Source organism: Haloplanus sp. C73 (genome assembly GCF_051195115.1).
Taxonomy (GTDB): Archaea; Halobacteriota; Halobacteria; order Halobacteriales; family Haloferacaceae; genus Haloplanus.
In genome coordinates this window covers 67,341-83,477 of sequence record NZ_JBNTJZ010000007.1, presented here as the reverse complement: position 1 = coordinate 83,477, position 16,137 = coordinate 67,341, and the positions used below count along the sequence as shown (strand labels likewise).

The following is a 16,137-nucleotide window of genomic DNA, read 5'->3' as shown; positions in this document are numbered from 1 at the left end:
GATAGTGAAGGACAAAAAAGTGAGACAATCTTGGGTTCGCATCTGGGTACTGCTCCCTCTGAAGAGGTTTGGAACCACCAACCACTCTCTACAATTCTAACATCCGGAGTAACTCGAATCGACGTTCTCAGGTAACTGCGTTTCAAATTCAGCCCACATGGCGGGATTTGTCCCACTCCATAGCGGGTTTACCGGTTCGCAGTCCCTTCCGTTGCTCGTGGTGATCACCGCCGCGGCTGCGGGTACAGCGGTACTTCTGGGACTTGCGATCGGCGCGTTCGTTCAACGCCAATCCCGTCCATATCTGTTAATCGTCGCTGCATTGGCTGCCCTTCTTGGACGCTCTGCGGTTGCGGGGATCTCCATCGTAGGCCTGTTTTCACAAGCCGAGCATCACCTCCTCGAACACGGGCTTGATGTCATTCTTGTAGCGCTCGTTATTGCTGCAGTCTATCACTCCCGAACCATTTCGAACGAGACCAACTTCGATACATGACACACCAACGTGACCGAATTCACGAGTATATTGCCACCCACCCTGGAGAACACTTCAACGCGCTCACGCGGAGACTCGACCTCGCACCAGGACAGGTACAGTACCATCTCAGGAAACTCCAGAATCAAGAGAGAGTGGTCAACCTACCTCTCTATGGCCGGACCCACTATTACACACCGGAATATGATGCGTGGGAGCGGGGAGCAATCGCTGTCCTTCGCCGGGAAACAGCACGCGACATCTTATTCTGTGTTCTCGAACAGGGAACATCCAGCCCGAACGCTGTCACAGAGTCCCTCGGGATTGCTCGGGGAACCCTTGAGTGGCACTTGGATCATTTGACGGAACAGAATCTCATCGAGAAACACCGAGATGTCAATAATCACGTGACGCTGGTCGCAGCCGAGCGGACTGAGACCGCTCGCCTCCTCGAAGAGATCTCCCCCTCGCTGTCCGATCGGATGATCGACCGGTTCACCCGCCTCGTCGATAACCTATTGGCGGATGGATCGTAACGAGCCCTCGGATGTATTTCGTTGAAACGAGAACTTGATTGTTCGATTACTGCACCCACTTGGATAGAACGCTATGCAGTCCCTGAGTCCACGGTTCCCAGATACTGGGTTTCCCACTCACGACGTGCCTCTATTTCACGCTGACCGCGCTGTGTAACTGTGTATACGTTCGTCCGCCTGTCGAGTTCACCCTTCTCGAGCAGTCCTTTGTCGACGAGGTCGTCGAGATTCGGATAGAGGCGCCCGTGGTTGATCTCCTGTTCGTAGTAGTCGTCGAGTTCGTCTTTGATTGCGAGCCCGTGTGGTTCCTTGAGCCCGGCCGTTACATACAAGATGTCCCGCTGGAACCCAGTTAGATCGTGCATCCGTCTGTTCTCTATTTTGAGGGGTGGCATATGTTCTCTCTGGTACCCCGAGGCGATTTTGGCTTGACTGGGTCGGGATATCGCGTGAAAACTTCGAACCTTTATATAGTGGACAGGTGAATTCCGCGATGGAATGTCTGACCTAATCGTCAAAGCAGCCGTGAAGGACGCACTCTCGGACAACAACGTCTCGGCAGATTTCTACGACACGCTCAACGAGGAGGTCGCCGAACTGCTCGACGACGCCGCAGAGCGTGCCGAGTCCAACGACCGGAAGACGGTCCAGCCCCGCGACCTGTAGGCCTGCGTAACGCAGCCAAGCCCGTCACTCGAACGTAGCTTTTTGAGGTTCCTGTACAGAAGTTAGGAAACGAAGATGGCGGACGCACCGGATACTGAACGGCAGGCGGTCGAGCCTGAGGCAGGAGACGTCCTCAGCGTGTCACAGCTGAACGACCGAATCGCCTCGGTCGTCGAGGATGCGCCTGCCCTCGACGGTGTCCGCTGTATTGGCGAAGTCACGGATCTCCATCAGAACAGTACAGCGCTCTACTTCACGCTTACCGATGGCGACGCCGAGCTCCCCTGTATGATCTGGGCAAACCGCTATCGGAAGATGGACGCCGAGCTCGAGGACGGGACTGAGGTCATCCTGGAAGGCGATATCGACTACTGGACTGAAGGCGGGAAAATCGACCTCAAGCCGTGGGAAGTGATCGTCGTCGGCGACGGCGACCAAGCGGCCGCGGTCGAGCGACTGCGCAGCGAGCTCGAAGAGCGTGGCTGGTTCGACGACGAGCAGAAACAGCGCCCGCCAGCGTTTCCGGAACGGGTCGGTGTTGTGACCTCACTCCGAGGGGATGCTCGGTACGACATCCAGAGCGCGATCCACGAGCAAGACCCTACAGTCGACATCCTGGTGAAGGATGCGACCGTCCAAGGGTCAGAGGCACCGACGTCTATCGCGAACGGGATTCACCATCTGGACCGCTCCGAGGACGTCGATTCAATTATCGTCGGCCGCGGCGGTGGGAGCGATTCGAACCTTCAGGCGTTCAACACCGAGCGGGTCGCGGAAGCGATCTTCACCGCGAACACCCCGATCGTCACGGCAATTGGCCATACTGACGACCGGCTAATCGCGGATCGGGTAGCGGATATGGCCGCGATCACACCGACAGCGGCCGGCGAGTACATCGCGAAGTCTCGGAATGACTTCCTGGCTAGCGACATTGGCCCGCTTGAGCAACAGCTTGAGGCCGCGTACGAGACCTTTGAACAGGAGCACGAACACGAACAGGAACTGGCCGAGGCAGTCGAAGAGGCGACCGCGCCTGAGGGCCTGTCGCCAGTTTACTACAAGGTTGCAATTGTCGTGCTCCTAGTGCTGTTGCTGCTCATTACTGCACTCTGGCTGGGGGTGATCTAATCGATGGCAAAAGACACGGACATCAGGAGTCGGATGAACCGAATCGAAGAGATTATCGACCAACTCGACGCGGATGAGGTGTCACTTGATGAAGGGAGTGAGCTGTACGAGGAAGGGCAGGAGTTACTAACTGAAATCCGCGAGCGACTCCACGAAGGCCAGGGCGAGGTCATCGAGATCAAATGAGGAACGGCAGCGGTATCGACTGTCTCTCCGCGTTAACCAACAGCCTGCCGTTGTTCACGAGCTTGTTGGTTAAGGTCGCTAGCCACGGTTACCCTTCAGGCTTATCTGCGATGTCCTCCCATTTCGAACCGTTCGACGGTAGTTCCAATGTTCCATGAGACGGTTCTGATATTCGGCGTCTACCTACTCGCGTGTGGTGTAGCGTGGATCCTCCATGAGTCCGCACACTACGCCGTCCACAGGCTCTATGCGGAATCAGTCTCGTTCGGTGTCAATCGACGTGGCCCATACGTTGACGCCGTTTACGCCCCGTCTGCTCCGACGGTCGCTATCCGACTCGGTTCGATCGCGCCGACTCTCCTCTATACCCCTATTGTCGTACTCGGAATTGGAGCCTATCTCTCGTCGAATCCGGTTCCACAGTTGGATCCAGTCGGGTGGTCGCTTGTCGCCGTTCCTCTCGTGATTTTGACTTTTCCGACTGGTGCTGATATCCAAGCGTGTCTCAACGCCTCAGAATAGCGTTTCTTAACGTGTATTCGGTCGGCGTCAGACAAACACTTCATTAGTTACATAGTCAGATTTTAAGAAAGTCATTGGCCGTCAGTATTTAGTAGATAAGACGCAAGTATGTGCAAATGTATCATGGCACAAGCCAGTCCCCGCAGTACCCCCCGTGAAACTGATACGGACGAGCGGTCCTCCGTGTCAGTTGAAGCGTGGTTGGAGGCGGTCAGTAGAGAACTGGATCCCGCCGAGTGTGAGGACCTCTCCGAACTCGGCATCTACTCGATCCACGAACACAGCAGCGCCCGCACGATCACCCTTCCTGAGGATGCGGACGAGTTCGAGGACGCGACGACGGTAAAGCAGTACTATTTCGAGGGCGAGGATTGCCCGCTTCTCATCGTTGCTCCGCTGCAGGTCTAAGTCGCCCTGTGGGTCGCAGATCAGCAGTCGGTGTCATCTTCTTTGTGGTCGGAATAGAACTGGATGAGGTACTGGAATCGGCCTGTATCACTCGTGAATGAGTCGAGTTCTTCCTGTAACCACTCGTATTTGTCCTGCGGGATTCGCATATTGATTCGGGCCACATCGTCGCTAACATCCGAGTCGGAGTTGCTGGCGCTGGTTGCTGTGTCCGCGTCTGACATTAGTTCGACCCAGGCTATGCGGTCGCATATATCCCAGTAGAATGAGAACTTCTCTAGAGAACTTGGAGAACTTTGAAGATCTACAAATTCATTCAAATTTTCTGACCTCTTTTGGTCGTGCTATCCTTTCCCACAAACGATGTGTGCTAAGGTCCCCTCCGGCGAGACGCCGGCCAGTACTGAGGAATCGACGTCCGTCATTCGGATCATCCACAGGTCCATCGGCCCGATTCTGCTGGCGCTCCTCCCGCTGATCCTGTTCGTGGGGACGGCGGCCGCACAGTCGGATCCGGGGAGCGCATTCTGCGACTCGAACATGGCCGACACCATCCAGAACATCTTCACCATCATCCAGTTCGGTGGGCCGCTCATCGGCGGCGTCCTCGCGCTCGGCGCGACGGTGGCGATCCCGTTCACCCGTCGCTCGGACTGGAAGAAGGAGATGAAATCTGTCCGGAATCAGGGCCTGCTCTGGGGCGTGATCGTCGCCCCCCTCGGGACGGAGATCGTCCAGTTCATCCTGAACAACATCGTGGTCGGTGGCACGAGTTGTGGATTCTAACCACGCACCAGGATTCGCACTCGTCATGTCCGCCGTCCTCGTCGCATCGACAGCCGCCGTTCCAGTGGGCGCCCATCCCCCGAATAGTACTGACCACGGCGTTCCGGAGGAGACCTTTCACAAACTGTGGTCGGGGGATCAAGACGGTGCGACCGACGGTGCGAATCTGAGTAACGGGTCGGCGGTCGAGCAGCTTGGCGAGGGGACCGATGTCCCGTTCGATTCGCCCCCGCGTGCAGTTGAGCGATGGAACCGTGGCGACCACTCGGAGTTCCCGGCGACCAACAGCTCCGTGTCGATCCATCCACCAGATGCGGACCTCACCAGCGACCAGTTCATCAAGGAAGCCTATACTGAGGTGTTCGCCGTTCAGCCGTCCACCCGAGCGCGCCTCTCGTCGTCTAGACAGCCGCTTTACGTCGCTCCAGACGGGACGCTCCGCGGGACCGTCGATTACCGGGTGGCGGTGCCGCCTGACGACACCTCCGGCGATCGACGTGTCTACTGGAGTCTGGAGAGCCATCAGGTTGAGGAGACGAGACTCCTCGTCGACGGCGACGAGGAGACGACGGCTGGTGGTTCCCACACGCCGGCACTGTCGTACTCCTTGGATGGATACGCCGGCGAGGACCACCAGCTCACGCTCCAGGCGAATATCTCGGTCCGACTTCGGAAGGAGGTCGAAGTTTGTACCGCTCACAACGACGAAGGCGATTGTACCAACTGGGAGAGTTCCGTTTCATACCCGACCGAGACCGTCACGGTAACCGATTCCATCGAGGTCACGAAGTATGACCTCGCGGTATCAGGGTTCATCGCGGAGTATCCGAACGGTGATCTCGGCCTCGTCGTTTACAAGAACCAGCCGTGGCTCGGCTACCAGTTGCCCAACGGTGATGTCCGAGGTGTCTGGCGGTTCTACTCAGCCCGAGACAAGGACTGGGATACGCTGGTCTACAGCTCGGACGACGGACAGCGGACCGCCCACTCACCGCTCCATCCACTCCAGGTGAACGCGTACCCCATCGAGACGGGGCCGACGCCGTCGCCCCGCCGGAACGTGACGATACTGGATGTGTACGGGACGTCGACGTCGCCGCCGACGCTCCCGTCGAACGTTCACCTGGATGTTCTCACGGAGTCGTACACGGCCAGCTACGGCATCGCGACGCGGGCCACGACCGACGAACAGCCCGAGACTGTCCGTGCGTGGGGGCTCGTCAGAGGGGTTGAGGCAGAACGGCCCGCCGATGAGTTCGCTCGAATCCAGATCGACGAGAGCAACCTCTCTCTGGAGGTGGTGAACCAGACCGAAGATACGGTCACCGTCCGGGTGACCCTCCAGAACGCGAACACCGGCGCACCAATCAATACCGACGAACGGGACGGCTACGTCGTCGTCAACGGGCAGCGGGTGAACACGACCGGGAACGGAACCGTCACGACGACGATTGAACGTTCCCCTGGCGGTGTGTCGGCCCGATACGAACCCGGCCACTGGTGGCTCAATCCTCCCGGCTATACCGGCGACTCGGATACTGTCCTGCTGCAAGGCTCAGTGCTCCAGTTGGTGTCGACGCTGTTCCGGATCGGCGTTCCCGTCTCGCTGTTCCTCCTTGCAGTGTTCTTCATCGATCGGATTACAGGGTGGCGTATCTGGCCCCCGTGGAGGTCACTATAATGATCAGAGAACATTCAGAATCCCATGACCGGAATTCGGAACGGTGGATTAGTCGACGCCGTCTTTTGGCTTCGTCTGGAACAGCCCTGCTTGCAGGAGTAGCAGGGTGTTCCGGAACCGATGGTCCCGGCAACCAGACTGAATCCCCAACAGGTTCGTCCTCTACGTCGCCGTCTACAGATTCGGTATTTGAGGAAATCAGCTTCGCGGGACCCAACCTTGTGGTGACGCTGGCTGATGATCACGATGTCGACCAACTCAATCTGATTGGTCCAGATGGTACTACGTTCGAACAGTCAACCGTTGCACAGGGAGCTACAAGAGTCGAAATACAGATTGTCTTCAAGACTGGTGGGACGTACTCTGCCGGCGAGTACGAGTTAGTCGCCGTTTCGGGCGAGACATCTGAGTCGATGTCCCTGGAGCTTCGGCCCGATATCCAGATCGTCGATGTCGAACCGGAGTTCGATGAAGATGATGGCTACAGTAGCGGTCGGCTCTTTGTGACGGTCGAGAACGTCGGTACTGGTCCCTCTTGGGTGTATAATATTGGCTTCCGGAATGCGCCGTATCGGAACGCACCTGAGGTAATCGAAGGAGACGGCGTTGCTGATACCACGTTCGAGCGTCCGGAGGCGAGCGAAGAATTCCTCAGCCCCGGTACTGAACGGGAATTCCTGAAACAACGGGGTGTTCTCGTCATCGATGACAACGACGATGTCTCATGTGAGAGTGATACTGCAGAATTAACCGTTGTTGTTCAGACCCCACACGGAGATATTGAGCAACCGATTCGGGCGGAACTGTCCGGTGGATACCACATCGACGATCAAGGCGCAATCCAACACCCGTGTAAAGACGTCCAGATTGAACTACTGGACGGGGGTGGAGACAATGCGTAGTCCCGTCCGATTCCTAGTTCGCTCTATCTTCGTCTTTTTCGGGCTACTGACTACGGGCACTGCTCCGGTTTTAGCTCAAAGTGACGGAGGCAGCGATGGAGGTGCTCTTGGAGACATTATCATCAGCGCTATCCAAGAACTCCTTGAGATACTCTTCAGCCCTATAGAGACCGTCATAGAGAATCACGGTGATGCAGTCTTGCGGACAGTGGTGGGTACTCCCCATCCAGATTCGGTGTTCAATCAGCCGACGAACGCAGCGTGGCCCGGAATTTATGACTACTACTGGGAGATGATTATCCCGCTTTCGCTATCGCTGTACGGCCTCTCGATTGGAATCGTCATTTTCCTTGAATCGACGAGCCACTTGTTCAACGGATACCATCGCTCGAAGCTCAAGAAACGCGCCTTCGCTGGACTGCTCGGTATCTTGTCGTGGTGGTGGATCTCAGCGCTATCGTTGCGGTTTATGGATGCATTGGCTGGGTTCCTCGTCCCCTCGGTGTCAGAAATCTCGCTATTCCAGACGCTGTCGTTCACTGGGATGGGCGTGCTCGGCACGGTCGTCGCTCTCTCAACGAATTTGCTCCTATTCGTGTTGATCGGCCTGATTTACCTAGCGAGACAACTGGCACTCTACCTATTTGTGTTCCTGATGCCACTACTCATTGTATTCTGGATCCCTGGCGTCGGGCCGTTCGCCCTAGTCTCGAAATTCATGAAGAAGTTGGCCGGGTTCTACGTCCCTTTCCTGTTTATGACGGTTCCAGTTGCTCTCCTGTTCCGTCTCGGGGACATCTTGGGGACGAGCTTCGGCCCCTCAGCCGGTGAGTTCGGGGCTTGGTTGACGGCACTCGTTATCCCGCTTCTCGCCGTTGCCTCTCCGTTTGTTTTGTTCTGGCAGGCCGGGGCGTTGTTCTTCATCGCCGACAGGGCGGCCAGGCATATGTCTGCTGAGAAGGCCCGTAGTCGGTTGTCTAGAGGGCGTGAACAAGTCCAATCGGCCAAACAGGGTGGGAGAAACTTCGTTCGAGGAGTGCGCGATGAGCCCGCAGTCAAGAGCGGTGGCCAATACGTCTTGAACTCTGGTGATTCGAGAGCCCACTCTACCGGCCAACGACTCAATACGACTGGCTCTCGCCTCCGTGAAGCGATCACCGACGGCAGCGGTGGAGGGGGAGGAAACAGCGGAGGCGGAAACCTCGGCGGCGGAAATGATGATTCTACGGCCGGCTCCACCACCAGCGAGGATAGTAGTGGGAACGACGGAGGCGAGGAATTCGATCGAGACGATGCGTTCCGGGACCCCCAGACTCGGAACCGGAATCCAGATTCAGCAGATGACCCGCCACGCTATATCCACTAACAACCCATGAGCTCCGCAACTGACCCCGCGAAACGAATTCCGAAGTCACTCGGTACCGACACCCAGTTCCTCGGGAAGTACTCGCTGACGGACCTCGCCGTCGCCGGTCTTCCCGGTGTACTGGTAGTCCTGGTGACGCAGGTCGTTATCCCACCGTCACTCACCGTTCGTGGCATTCCGGTGTCCGCCCTCACGATCCCCCTCGCAGCGATTGCGATCGCCTTCGGTGGGCTGTTCGTCTACCTCACGCCCGGCTACACCAACAGTCTCGACTGGCTCGGTCTGTTCGTGAACTTCCACCGCAGCGAGACGGAGATCGCCCACGAGGAGGCGAAGGAGTACACTCACGTCGAGCGCGTCTACCCGCGACAAGACGCCATCGAGCGGACGGACCGGGCTCTTGTCGGAGCCGTTCAGGTGTCGCCACCGACGATGGCGCTCGCGACCGACGAGGAGTGGGCCCAGAAGGCGGAGGCCTTCCAGGACTTCGTCAATACGACCGTCGAGTTCCCGATCCAGATTTACTCGACGACGCAGGCGTTCCCCGCCGACGAGTACGTCGGGCGGTACGAAGACCGGTTGAGCGACCCGGACGTCAAATCGAACGAGAAACTCCAGGCGCTCATCGAACACTACGTCGACTGGTACGACCGGGAGCTGGCGCAGCGTCAGATGACCATTCGCGACCACTACGTCCTGATTCCGGTACGACCTGAGGAGGTCCGATACGAACGGGCCAGCCTCCTCGAAAAGCTCGCTAGGATCCCCGTACTGGGCATCCTCATCCAGATTGTCACGGCGCCGCCGGAGGAGGAAGAGCGAGCCGCGATGCTCGAGGAACTGGACGAGCGGCGCCGGCGGGTCGAGCGCGGCCTCCGCGGCATCGAGGGGTGTGACACGCGCCCCGTTGATGCGGCCGAACTCACCCGCCTCATCGCGGAATACTGGACCGGCACGGAAATCGAGTACGGCGACCCCGAACAGGTGCTTCGAACGTCCCCCGTCATCAACAAGTCATGATTGGAAACCTGCTGCCCTTCACCGGCTCGGATAGTTCAGAAACTGACGACGAGGCGACCGCAGACGAGGCCCCCGACGAAGAGGGGGAAGATGCTGAATCACAGTTTACCGTGGACTACGAGGCCGACGGTGAGGCAGTCGACGGCATCCCCGAGATCCATCAGACCGTCGTCTCGCCGTCGAGTATCGAGCGAACGCCCAGCGCCCTCCGGACTGACACCCAGTGGGCGCAGAGTCTGTGGGTCGGTGAGTATCCCGATGCTCCGATGGATGGCTTCCTCGAAAAACTGTACGCGGCCGCCGAGACCCAACAGACAGATGTCAGCATCCACATCGATCCTCGTGATACGCGAGAGACGTTGGATTCGCTGGAGAACAAGATCGAGGACCTCGAAGCCGACTACGAGTACCTGACCGAGAAGCATCGTGCGAGCGCCCGGGGCGTCGAGAAAGACCTCGAGGACCACCAGGAGATGTACGACGTCCTTCGGAACACGACGATGCAGGCGTTCGACGTCTCGATGTATCTCACGGTCAGGGGCAACGATCGCGAGAACATCGACGCCGAGTCGGTGTCGACGACAGCCCGACAAGCGCCTGCGAATCTGACGCCGGTGACGCCCCGGTGGTCACAGCTGAAGACGTTCACCTCAGCGAGCCCGATCGCCCTGGATCAGTTCAACGAGACGCTCGACAGCAAGACGCCGATGCTCGGCGGGGCAGTCGGCGCGATGTTCCCCTTCGTTTCCGGTGCGTTTGCGGAACCCGGTATCGAATACGGGACGTACGCGCTGAATTCGAGTCCACTCATCCTCGACCGATTCAAACGGCAAACCGGCTACTGTATGATGGTTATCGGCCGGCTCGGCGCAGGCAAATCCTTCGCGACGAAGCTCCGGCTCGTGCGGCGGGCGATGTTCGACGAGGATACGGTCGTCATTATGCTCGACCCGATGCGGGGGTTCGCCGGCGTCAACGAGGCGCTCGATGGCGAGCGGATCACGGTCGGTGGCCGGCGGGGGCTGAACCCGCTGGAAATCAAACCGACGCCCGACCACGTCCTGCAGGAGGTCGACGACATCGACCCGTGGGGCGAGCAGATCAACTGGGTGATGACCTTCTTCGCGACGTTCTTCGAGCACGTCGCAGACCATCCACTCGGCGAGCGCAACCAGACGCTCCGGCGGGCCGTCCAAGAAGCCTACGAGAAGCGCGGGATCACCCGCGATCCAGAGACGCACACCCGGGACTCGCCCACCATCCACGACGTCATCACGGTCCTCGAAGAGATGGTCGAAGACCCCGAGGAGTACGGCTACGTCACGGATGGGGAGCAGGAAGCCGTCCAGTCCGATGCTCAGTCGCTACTCAAGGACCTCCGACCGTCATTCCGCGAGGGCGGTGAACTCGAGAATCTGGCTCGCCCCTCCGAGTTCGACCTCGATTCGAAGGTCATCTACCTCGATCTCCACCAGGAGGAGGGGACCCGTGGCCGGGCGGAGACCAGCCTGATGATGCAGGTGCTGTTCAACAGCGTCTACGAGCGGGTCAAACAGACCGACAAGCGCGTCGTCTTCTGTATCGACGAGGCGCACTACCTGATGAACGACGCCGTCTCGTTGGACTTCCTGGAGACAGCCGTCCGGCACAGCCGCCACTTCGATCTGAGCCTCGAATTCATCACGCAAACGGGGGGTGAATTCGCGCTGACGCCGGAGGCACGCACCATCGCGAACCTCTGTTCGTTGACCGTCCTCCACCGCGTCAATGAGGAGAAAGAGAAGATCGCCAAGTGGTTCGACCTCAGCGAGCGGCAGGTGAACTGGGTTACCTCCGCGAAGGCCGGGGAAGACGAGGACGGCTACTCTGAGGCGCTCGTCGGTATCGACCAGGAGGGATGGTTCCCACTCCGAATTCGGGCAAGTGACTACGAGGCTCACGTTATCGACGGCGGCGCTGCGGACGTGGCCGAGCTTGAACCCGAGCCGACGACGAGCGTGACGAATCCAGATAGCCGACCCGCCGGAACGCGTGCCGACGGCGGTGAACCAACTAGCACTACCACTCAGGAGGATGACTGAACAGACCCCGTCAGAAATCCCGTCAGTGGCTAACGGCGACGAGTACATCCGGATCACTCCCTCCCGGAGCGATCTCGCGCCGGAGACCGTAGTCCGTCAACTGGCCGGCCTCCACGGCCTTGACGCTGGCAACGACGGACTTCTCGCAAGTATCGGTCCCTTCGGCGATCCGCCACCGGTGTTCGAGTTCCTCGCAGTGAGTGAGGGGGCAGACGAGCCGGTCGAGTTCTATTACGGGGCCGACCGCCGGTTAGATGCCTTCGAAGAACGCCTCCGGACGCTGTATCCTCCGACCGTCACGTTCGAGCGGGTCACCCTTGACTTGGAAACGAAGCTACTCCCATCGACAGCAGACCCGTCTCAGGACCACAGTGCCGGAGGTGACGATAGCCACGGAATGAACCCCAGGACAGCTGAGGAATTCTCCGGAGACCCGAATTCGGATTCAGAGCCCGTGACTCTCTTCGATTCGACGGGGCAGGAACCGGTCGGTGATGGCGGAAGTGTGCTGTCGGAGAGCACTATGTCGCAGGACGAGGACGAAGTCTTGTTCGAGGCCGATTCGAGTGACGAGTCCACAGCGGCTGGTCCGTCCGACTCCGAACTCGATGCCGATCACCAGCCGGCTCATACGCAACCGACCGTCGATGAGACGACCCCACTCGGAATCAGTTGGCACGGGCAGGCTACCCGGCGGGAAGACTGGATGACGACACTACCCCAATTCACGAATACGGAAGACGACGATGACGATCACGCTCGGGCCCCGCTCGCGTCACTCATCGATCAGCTGACCCGGGCCGAACACCCGATCGCGTTCCAGGTACTCTTTCAGCGGAAATCGGACTGGACGCACGAGGCACGAGAGCGCCAGCGGAAGCTCCGTGAAGGCGAAGACCGGGTCGTCGACTGGTTCTTCGGAGAACTCCTCGGAAACACAGAGAACGAACCACAGAGTCCGTCGAACACCGGGCGACAGCGTCGGTATCTCGACATCGGTGGGCGAGAGCGGGTCGAGGCTATCGACGAGAAGGAGCCACAGCACACGTTCACGGTGAATATGCGGGCACTTTCGCTCGTGACCTCCGACCGACAACGAGAGCGGGTTGACCATCGTCTCGATGATATCGGGTCGGTATTCGATCACCTGAACGGGCCGCACTATCGGCTCCGACCGAAGCGCATCCGCCGTGGGCTTCGAAAGGGGCGGCGAGCCAAGAAGCACGCCGACCGGGTACTCAACGCTACGTTGGCTACCAAGAGCGACTGGCGGAAGACCCGCCCCGATCTCGTCCTCGGGCCGGCTGAGTTGGCGAACTTCGTGGTCGTTCCGCCGGCAACTGACCTCACGACCGAGGGCGGGCGGGGGTCCGACGCCGAACCCGAGAGCCGGACGCCCCTGCCACTCCCGGCGCAGGACCACATGGATGCGTTCACGGACGCCGGGATGGCGATCGGCCGCGGTCTTGGGGAAGACGGTACGCCCACGTCGGAGCCGATGCGGATTCCCCCGCATCTACTTCCGTTCCACGTCGGCCGGTTCGCGAAGAGCGGCGCCGGCAAATCGGTCGCGCTTGAAAACGACGCCCTCTCGCTGTACGACCAGACGAACGGGCCAGTGTTCATCATCGACTCCAAGGGCGGGAATTTCCCCGAGAACTATATGCGGGCTCACGCGAAGCGCTTCGGCACCGACGACCTCGAGGAGAACGTCCTCCACTTCTCGGTGCCCGACATCCTGCCTGGCTTCGCGTTCTTCGACATCACGCCGGCATTGGAGGACGGCGTCCGACGCGTCGACGCGATTCAGGACAAGGCCGACCACTACGAGGAGCTCATCAAGCTCGTGATGGGGCCGGAGCGGTACGAGGACGCCATCGCCTCGCCGACGCTCATCAAGTACCTCATCAAGGCGATGTACGACGAGGAGTACGGCCTCGAAAACGGACACTTCCGGCAGGATACAAACTACTTCACCCACGACCAGTTTGAGCAGGCGGTGACCCAGTTCCACGCCGCCGGGCCACCAGATTCGACACCCGAAGATGCACCGCGAGCCAGCGACCCGCAGGTCGCCGAGAAACTGGAGCGACACCTGCGCTCGAACCCGGCGACGTTCTCGAACGTCGTGAGCGGCATCAGCAACCGGATGGACTACATCACGCAGGACGCCCATCTCCGGCGGATCTTCAACAATACCGAGTCACAGTTCGACTTCCGCGACCTCCTCGACGAGGACAAAGTAGTCATCTTCGACCTCGGCGATCTCCGCGACGAGGCCGCCCGTGTGATGACCGGCGTCATTCTGACGCAGCTCTACGATGCTGTCAAGCGTCGCGACGGCGACGAGCTGGCCCGCAAGCCAGACGACTACGTGGCGAACCTGCTCATCGACGAAGCGTCGTCGGTCGTCGTCTCTGATACGCTGACGACGCTGCTCGAAAAGGGGCGGGAGTTCCGGCTATCCATCGAACTCGTGACGCAGTTCCCTGAGCAGATGAAGGAGGCCGGCAACCGCGAGGTCTACCTGAACGTCCTGAACAACATCGGCAGTCCGCTCGTCGGGAAGATCGCCGTCGACGCCGACATCGCCGAGGCACTCTCACACGAGGCAATGGATCCCGTCGAGTTCAAGAATCGGATCAGTTCCCTCCCGCGTGGCGAGTGGATCGCACAGCTCCCGAGCCCAGAGTTCGGCGAAACCGGCCCCGACCCGTTCAGTATCGAACCCCTTCCGATTCCACCCGGTCATCCCGATAGCGAGCAGCCACTGACCGGGACGCAAGAAGAGCGATTCCAAGACGCCTTGGACGCCGTCCACGAGCATACCCGCGAGGAGTACGGGGTCGCCGGCGGGACGACCGTGGAGAGCCGTGACGCTGCGACTGACGTCGCTCTGGAGAACGCGGATGACCTACCGTTGGAAGTCGCGATGGCCCGTGCGATTCGCGCCGTCCAGCTGTCGAACGACGTACGTGAGACGAACGGCTGGGTCTCCGTCGAGGACGTCGATGAGGAACTGCTCTCGCGCATCGAGGAAGACACCATCGAGGCGCAGGGCTACGAGACACTACCAGAAGTGAGGGAGGCGTCCTCGCTCATCGAGGTCGATCTCCCGGACGGTGGTTCGTCGGTGCAGTGTCGGCTCACAGACGAGGGTGAGCAAGCAGCCGCGCCCGACACGTCGACATCACCGACCGGCGGGGGCGAGCACCACGATGCAGTCCTTGAAACGGTCGAGCAATCCCTCGCAACTGCGGGGTTCTCCGTGGAGGTCCTCGATCAGAACGGGGAGTCCCGCCCCGATGCCATCGCGACGCATCCGGATCTCGACCGGGAGCTCCAGGTGGAGGTCGAAACCACCACCCACGTCCGGCCGGCGAAGGTCCTCACGAACCTCCGGAAGGCCCAGGAACAGGAGCGAATCCCGCTGTTCGTCGTCGCAGACCACGACGATCAGCCGGCTGACGAGATTGCCGACCGGCTTGCGAAAATCCTCAGCGAGCCGCGAAATCAGCTCTCCTCCGGGGAAACACGGCTGTATACGATGAACCACAACGTCACATTCAACGGTGGTGCGCGAGCCGCGGATGGAGTGACGGCCGTCCGACCGGCCACTGGTGGTAGTCGCCACACCCGCTGGTTCGAGCGGGACGGTGCGTTCGTCCTCGAGGATAGTGCCGGAGACCAGCACGCCCGGATCGACTCCTTCGACGCTGTGTCGAAAGATCAGTTCCCGGCGACGTACAGCTACGACGCCGAGAGCGAGTCATACACCGTCTTTAGGCCGGGAGAACTTCCCGAGTCCTACGAGTCACGTGAGGCGTTCGAAGCGGATTGGGTACCTGTCAAGCGCCCGTTCGTGCCCAGTACCGACCTACCCGTTCCGGAGTACACGGATGATTCGTATGCGATAGGTGTCATCGAGGATGAGCAGAATCTCGAGCTCTACACTCGAGACTCTGACGCGACCAAAGACCTTGCTGGGCTCATTGAGGCGATCGAAAACAATGAACTCCATCTGGCAGGTGTGGAGCCAGACGAACCTGCCGATAAGCAATCTATGAAGCAGGAAGACCACGAGAACGATCCGTTCGGCATCCAAGCATTCGTCCGCGATAGCATCGTTAAATCCGGCGACGGGGTCGTCGCGGTCGCTGAGGTCTACGATGCGTACGAGCAATATGCGACGGCCGAGGAGTACGAGGTGAAGCCAAAAAACCGGTTCACACGTACGCTTCGCGACCACGTTGCGTTCGAGCGTGACAAGAAGTGGTTGGACGGTCAGACGCGACGCTGTTACGTCGGAATCGAGCTGGACGACGCCGGCGACCAGGAGGAACCGAATGATGCCAGTGCGTAGTCGTTTCGCTCCCGCTC

The 16,137-nt window shown here is 59.6% G+C and carries 15 protein-coding genes; 13 read left to right on the top strand and 2 right to left on the bottom strand.

Annotation, left to right across the window (positions count from 1 at the left end; genetic code table 11):
• Nucleotides 1-217: 217 nt before the first annotated feature.
• Entirely contained in the window at nt 218-496 is a 279-nt protein-coding gene (locus tag ACQUSQ_RS12960) for a DUF7471 family protein (RefSeq protein WP_225935279.1), read from the top strand.
• The gene (locus ACQUSQ_RS12955) at nt 493-1,011 is read left to right on the top strand and encodes a winged helix-turn-helix transcriptional regulator (RefSeq protein WP_004594548.1); all 519 of its coding nucleotides are present in this window, start codon (nt 493-495) and stop codon (nt 1,009-1,011) included. The genes ACQUSQ_RS12960 and ACQUSQ_RS12955 overlap by 4 nt, the downstream gene beginning before the upstream one ends.
• A 71-nt stretch (nt 1,012-1,082) precedes the next feature.
• On the opposite strand, the gene ACQUSQ_RS12950 is transcribed toward ACQUSQ_RS12955, so the two are convergent.
• Nucleotides 1,083-1,376, bottom strand: coding sequence for a PadR family transcriptional regulator (locus ACQUSQ_RS12950; RefSeq protein WP_004594547.1), 294 nt, complete (start codon nt 1,374-1,376; stop codon nt 1,083-1,085).
• Between the two features lie 133 nt (nt 1,377-1,509).
• Between ACQUSQ_RS12950 and ACQUSQ_RS12945 the strand changes: the two genes are divergently transcribed.
• The 4 genes from ACQUSQ_RS12945 to ACQUSQ_RS12930 all read left to right on the top strand — a co-directional run bounded on the left by ACQUSQ_RS12945 (nt 1,510) and on the right by ACQUSQ_RS12930 (nt 3,921).
• Nucleotides 1,510-1,677: a DNA-binding protein gene (locus ACQUSQ_RS12945; protein WP_004594546.1), complete on the top strand. Its 168-nt coding sequence runs from the start codon at nt 1,510-1,512 to the stop codon at nt 1,675-1,677.
• A gap of 75 nt (nt 1,678-1,752) precedes the next feature.
• Nucleotides 1,753-2,805, top strand: a complete 1,053-nt coding sequence (gene xseA / locus ACQUSQ_RS12940) for an exodeoxyribonuclease VII large subunit (protein WP_004594545.1) — start codon at nt 1,753-1,755, stop codon at nt 2,803-2,805.
• 3 nt (nt 2,806-2,808) lie between these two features.
• Nucleotides 2,809-2,991, top strand: coding sequence for an exodeoxyribonuclease VII small subunit (gene xseB, locus ACQUSQ_RS12935; RefSeq protein WP_011222436.1), 183 nt, complete (start codon nt 2,809-2,811; stop codon nt 2,989-2,991).
• Nucleotides 2,992-3,696: 705 nt separating this feature from the next.
• A complete protein-coding gene (locus ACQUSQ_RS12930; RefSeq protein WP_199242302.1) occupies nt 3,697-3,921 on the top strand; it encodes a hypothetical protein in 225 nt (74 codons plus the stop codon).
• A gap of 20 nt (nt 3,922-3,941) precedes the next feature.
• On the opposite strand, the gene ACQUSQ_RS12925 is transcribed toward ACQUSQ_RS12930, so the two are convergent.
• Nucleotides 3,942-4,145, bottom strand: coding sequence for a hypothetical protein (locus tag ACQUSQ_RS12925; RefSeq protein ID WP_004594541.1), 204 nt, complete (start codon nt 4,143-4,145; stop codon nt 3,942-3,944).
• A gap of 139 nt (nt 4,146-4,284) precedes the next feature.
• On the opposite strand from ACQUSQ_RS12925, the gene ACQUSQ_RS12920 reads away from it, so the two are divergent.
• The 7 genes from ACQUSQ_RS12920 to ACQUSQ_RS12890 all read left to right on the top strand — a co-directional run bounded on the left by ACQUSQ_RS12920 (nt 4,285) and on the right by ACQUSQ_RS12890 (nt 16,120).
• Complete coding sequence (locus ACQUSQ_RS12920) at nt 4,285-4,707, top strand: hypothetical protein (protein ID WP_004594540.1); 423 nt, start codon at nt 4,285-4,287, stop codon at nt 4,705-4,707.
• Nucleotides 4,708-4,732: 25 nt separating this feature from the next.
• Nucleotides 4,733-6,388, top strand: coding sequence for a hypothetical protein (locus ACQUSQ_RS12915; protein WP_011222438.1), 1,656 nt, complete (start codon nt 4,733-4,735; stop codon nt 6,386-6,388).
• 224 nt (nt 6,389-6,612) lie between these two features.
• On the top strand, nt 6,613-7,290 hold the full coding sequence (locus tag ACQUSQ_RS12910) for a hypothetical protein (protein WP_232508509.1): 678 nt from the start codon (nt 6,613-6,615) through the stop codon (nt 7,288-7,290).
• The gene (locus tag ACQUSQ_RS12905; protein WP_004594537.1) at nt 7,283-8,656 is read left to right on the top strand and encodes a hypothetical protein; all 1,374 of its coding nucleotides are present in this window, start codon (nt 7,283-7,285) and stop codon (nt 8,654-8,656) included. Before ACQUSQ_RS12910 ends, ACQUSQ_RS12905 begins: the two co-directional genes overlap by 8 nt.
• A 6-nt stretch (nt 8,657-8,662) precedes the next feature.
• Nucleotides 8,663-9,676 (top strand): hypothetical protein, encoded by a 1,014-nt coding sequence (locus ACQUSQ_RS12900; RefSeq protein WP_004594536.1) that lies wholly within the window; start codon nt 8,663-8,665, stop codon nt 9,674-9,676.
• The gene (locus tag ACQUSQ_RS12895) at nt 9,673-11,757 is read left to right on the top strand and encodes a VirB4 family type IV secretion system protein (RefSeq protein WP_004594535.1); all 2,085 of its coding nucleotides are present in this window, start codon (nt 9,673-9,675) and stop codon (nt 11,755-11,757) included. The genes ACQUSQ_RS12900 and ACQUSQ_RS12895 overlap by 4 nt, the downstream gene beginning before the upstream one ends.
• Nucleotides 11,750-16,120 carry a type IV secretory system conjugative DNA transfer family protein gene (locus tag ACQUSQ_RS12890; protein WP_004594534.1) on the top strand — a complete coding sequence of 1,457 codons (4,371 nt, stop codon included), beginning with the start codon at nt 11,750-11,752 and terminating at the stop codon, nt 16,118-16,120. Before ACQUSQ_RS12895 ends, ACQUSQ_RS12890 begins: the two co-directional genes overlap by 8 nt.
• Nucleotides 16,121-16,137: the final 17 nt, after the last annotated feature.

What these genes read in the sequence shown, in the direction of transcription:
- ACQUSQ_RS12955 (WP_004594548.1), top strand. Translation starts at nt 493, where the DNA reads ATGACACACCAACGTGACCGAATTCACGAGTATATTGCCACCCACCCT.
- ACQUSQ_RS12950 (WP_004594547.1), bottom strand. Translation starts at nt 1,376, where the DNA reads ATGCACGATCTAACTGGGTTCCAGCGGGACATCTTGTATGTAACGGCC.
- ACQUSQ_RS12945 (WP_004594546.1), top strand. Translation starts at nt 1,510, where the DNA reads ATGTCTGACCTAATCGTCAAAGCAGCCGTGAAGGACGCACTCTCGGAC.
- xseA (WP_004594545.1), top strand. Translation starts at nt 1,753, where the DNA reads ATGGCGGACGCACCGGATACTGAACGGCAGGCGGTCGAGCCTGAGGCA.
- xseB (WP_011222436.1), top strand. Translation starts at nt 2,809, where the DNA reads ATGGCAAAAGACACGGACATCAGGAGTCGGATGAACCGAATCGAAGAG.
- ACQUSQ_RS12925 (WP_004594541.1), bottom strand. Translation starts at nt 4,145, where the DNA reads ATGTCAGACGCGGACACAGCAACCAGCGCCAGCAACTCCGACTCGGAT.
- ACQUSQ_RS12920 (WP_004594540.1), top strand. Translation starts at nt 4,285, where the DNA reads ATGTGTGCTAAGGTCCCCTCCGGCGAGACGCCGGCCAGTACTGAGGAA.
- ACQUSQ_RS12915 (WP_011222438.1), top strand. Translation starts at nt 4,733, where the DNA reads ATGTCCGCCGTCCTCGTCGCATCGACAGCCGCCGTTCCAGTGGGCGCC.
- ACQUSQ_RS12905 (WP_004594537.1), top strand. Translation starts at nt 7,283, where the DNA reads ATGCGTAGTCCCGTCCGATTCCTAGTTCGCTCTATCTTCGTCTTTTTC.
- ACQUSQ_RS12900 (WP_004594536.1), top strand. Translation starts at nt 8,663, where the DNA reads ATGAGCTCCGCAACTGACCCCGCGAAACGAATTCCGAAGTCACTCGGT.
- ACQUSQ_RS12895 (WP_004594535.1), top strand. Translation starts at nt 9,673, where the DNA reads ATGATTGGAAACCTGCTGCCCTTCACCGGCTCGGATAGTTCAGAAACT.
- ACQUSQ_RS12890 (WP_004594534.1), top strand. Translation starts at nt 11,750, where the DNA reads ATGACTGAACAGACCCCGTCAGAAATCCCGTCAGTGGCTAACGGCGAC.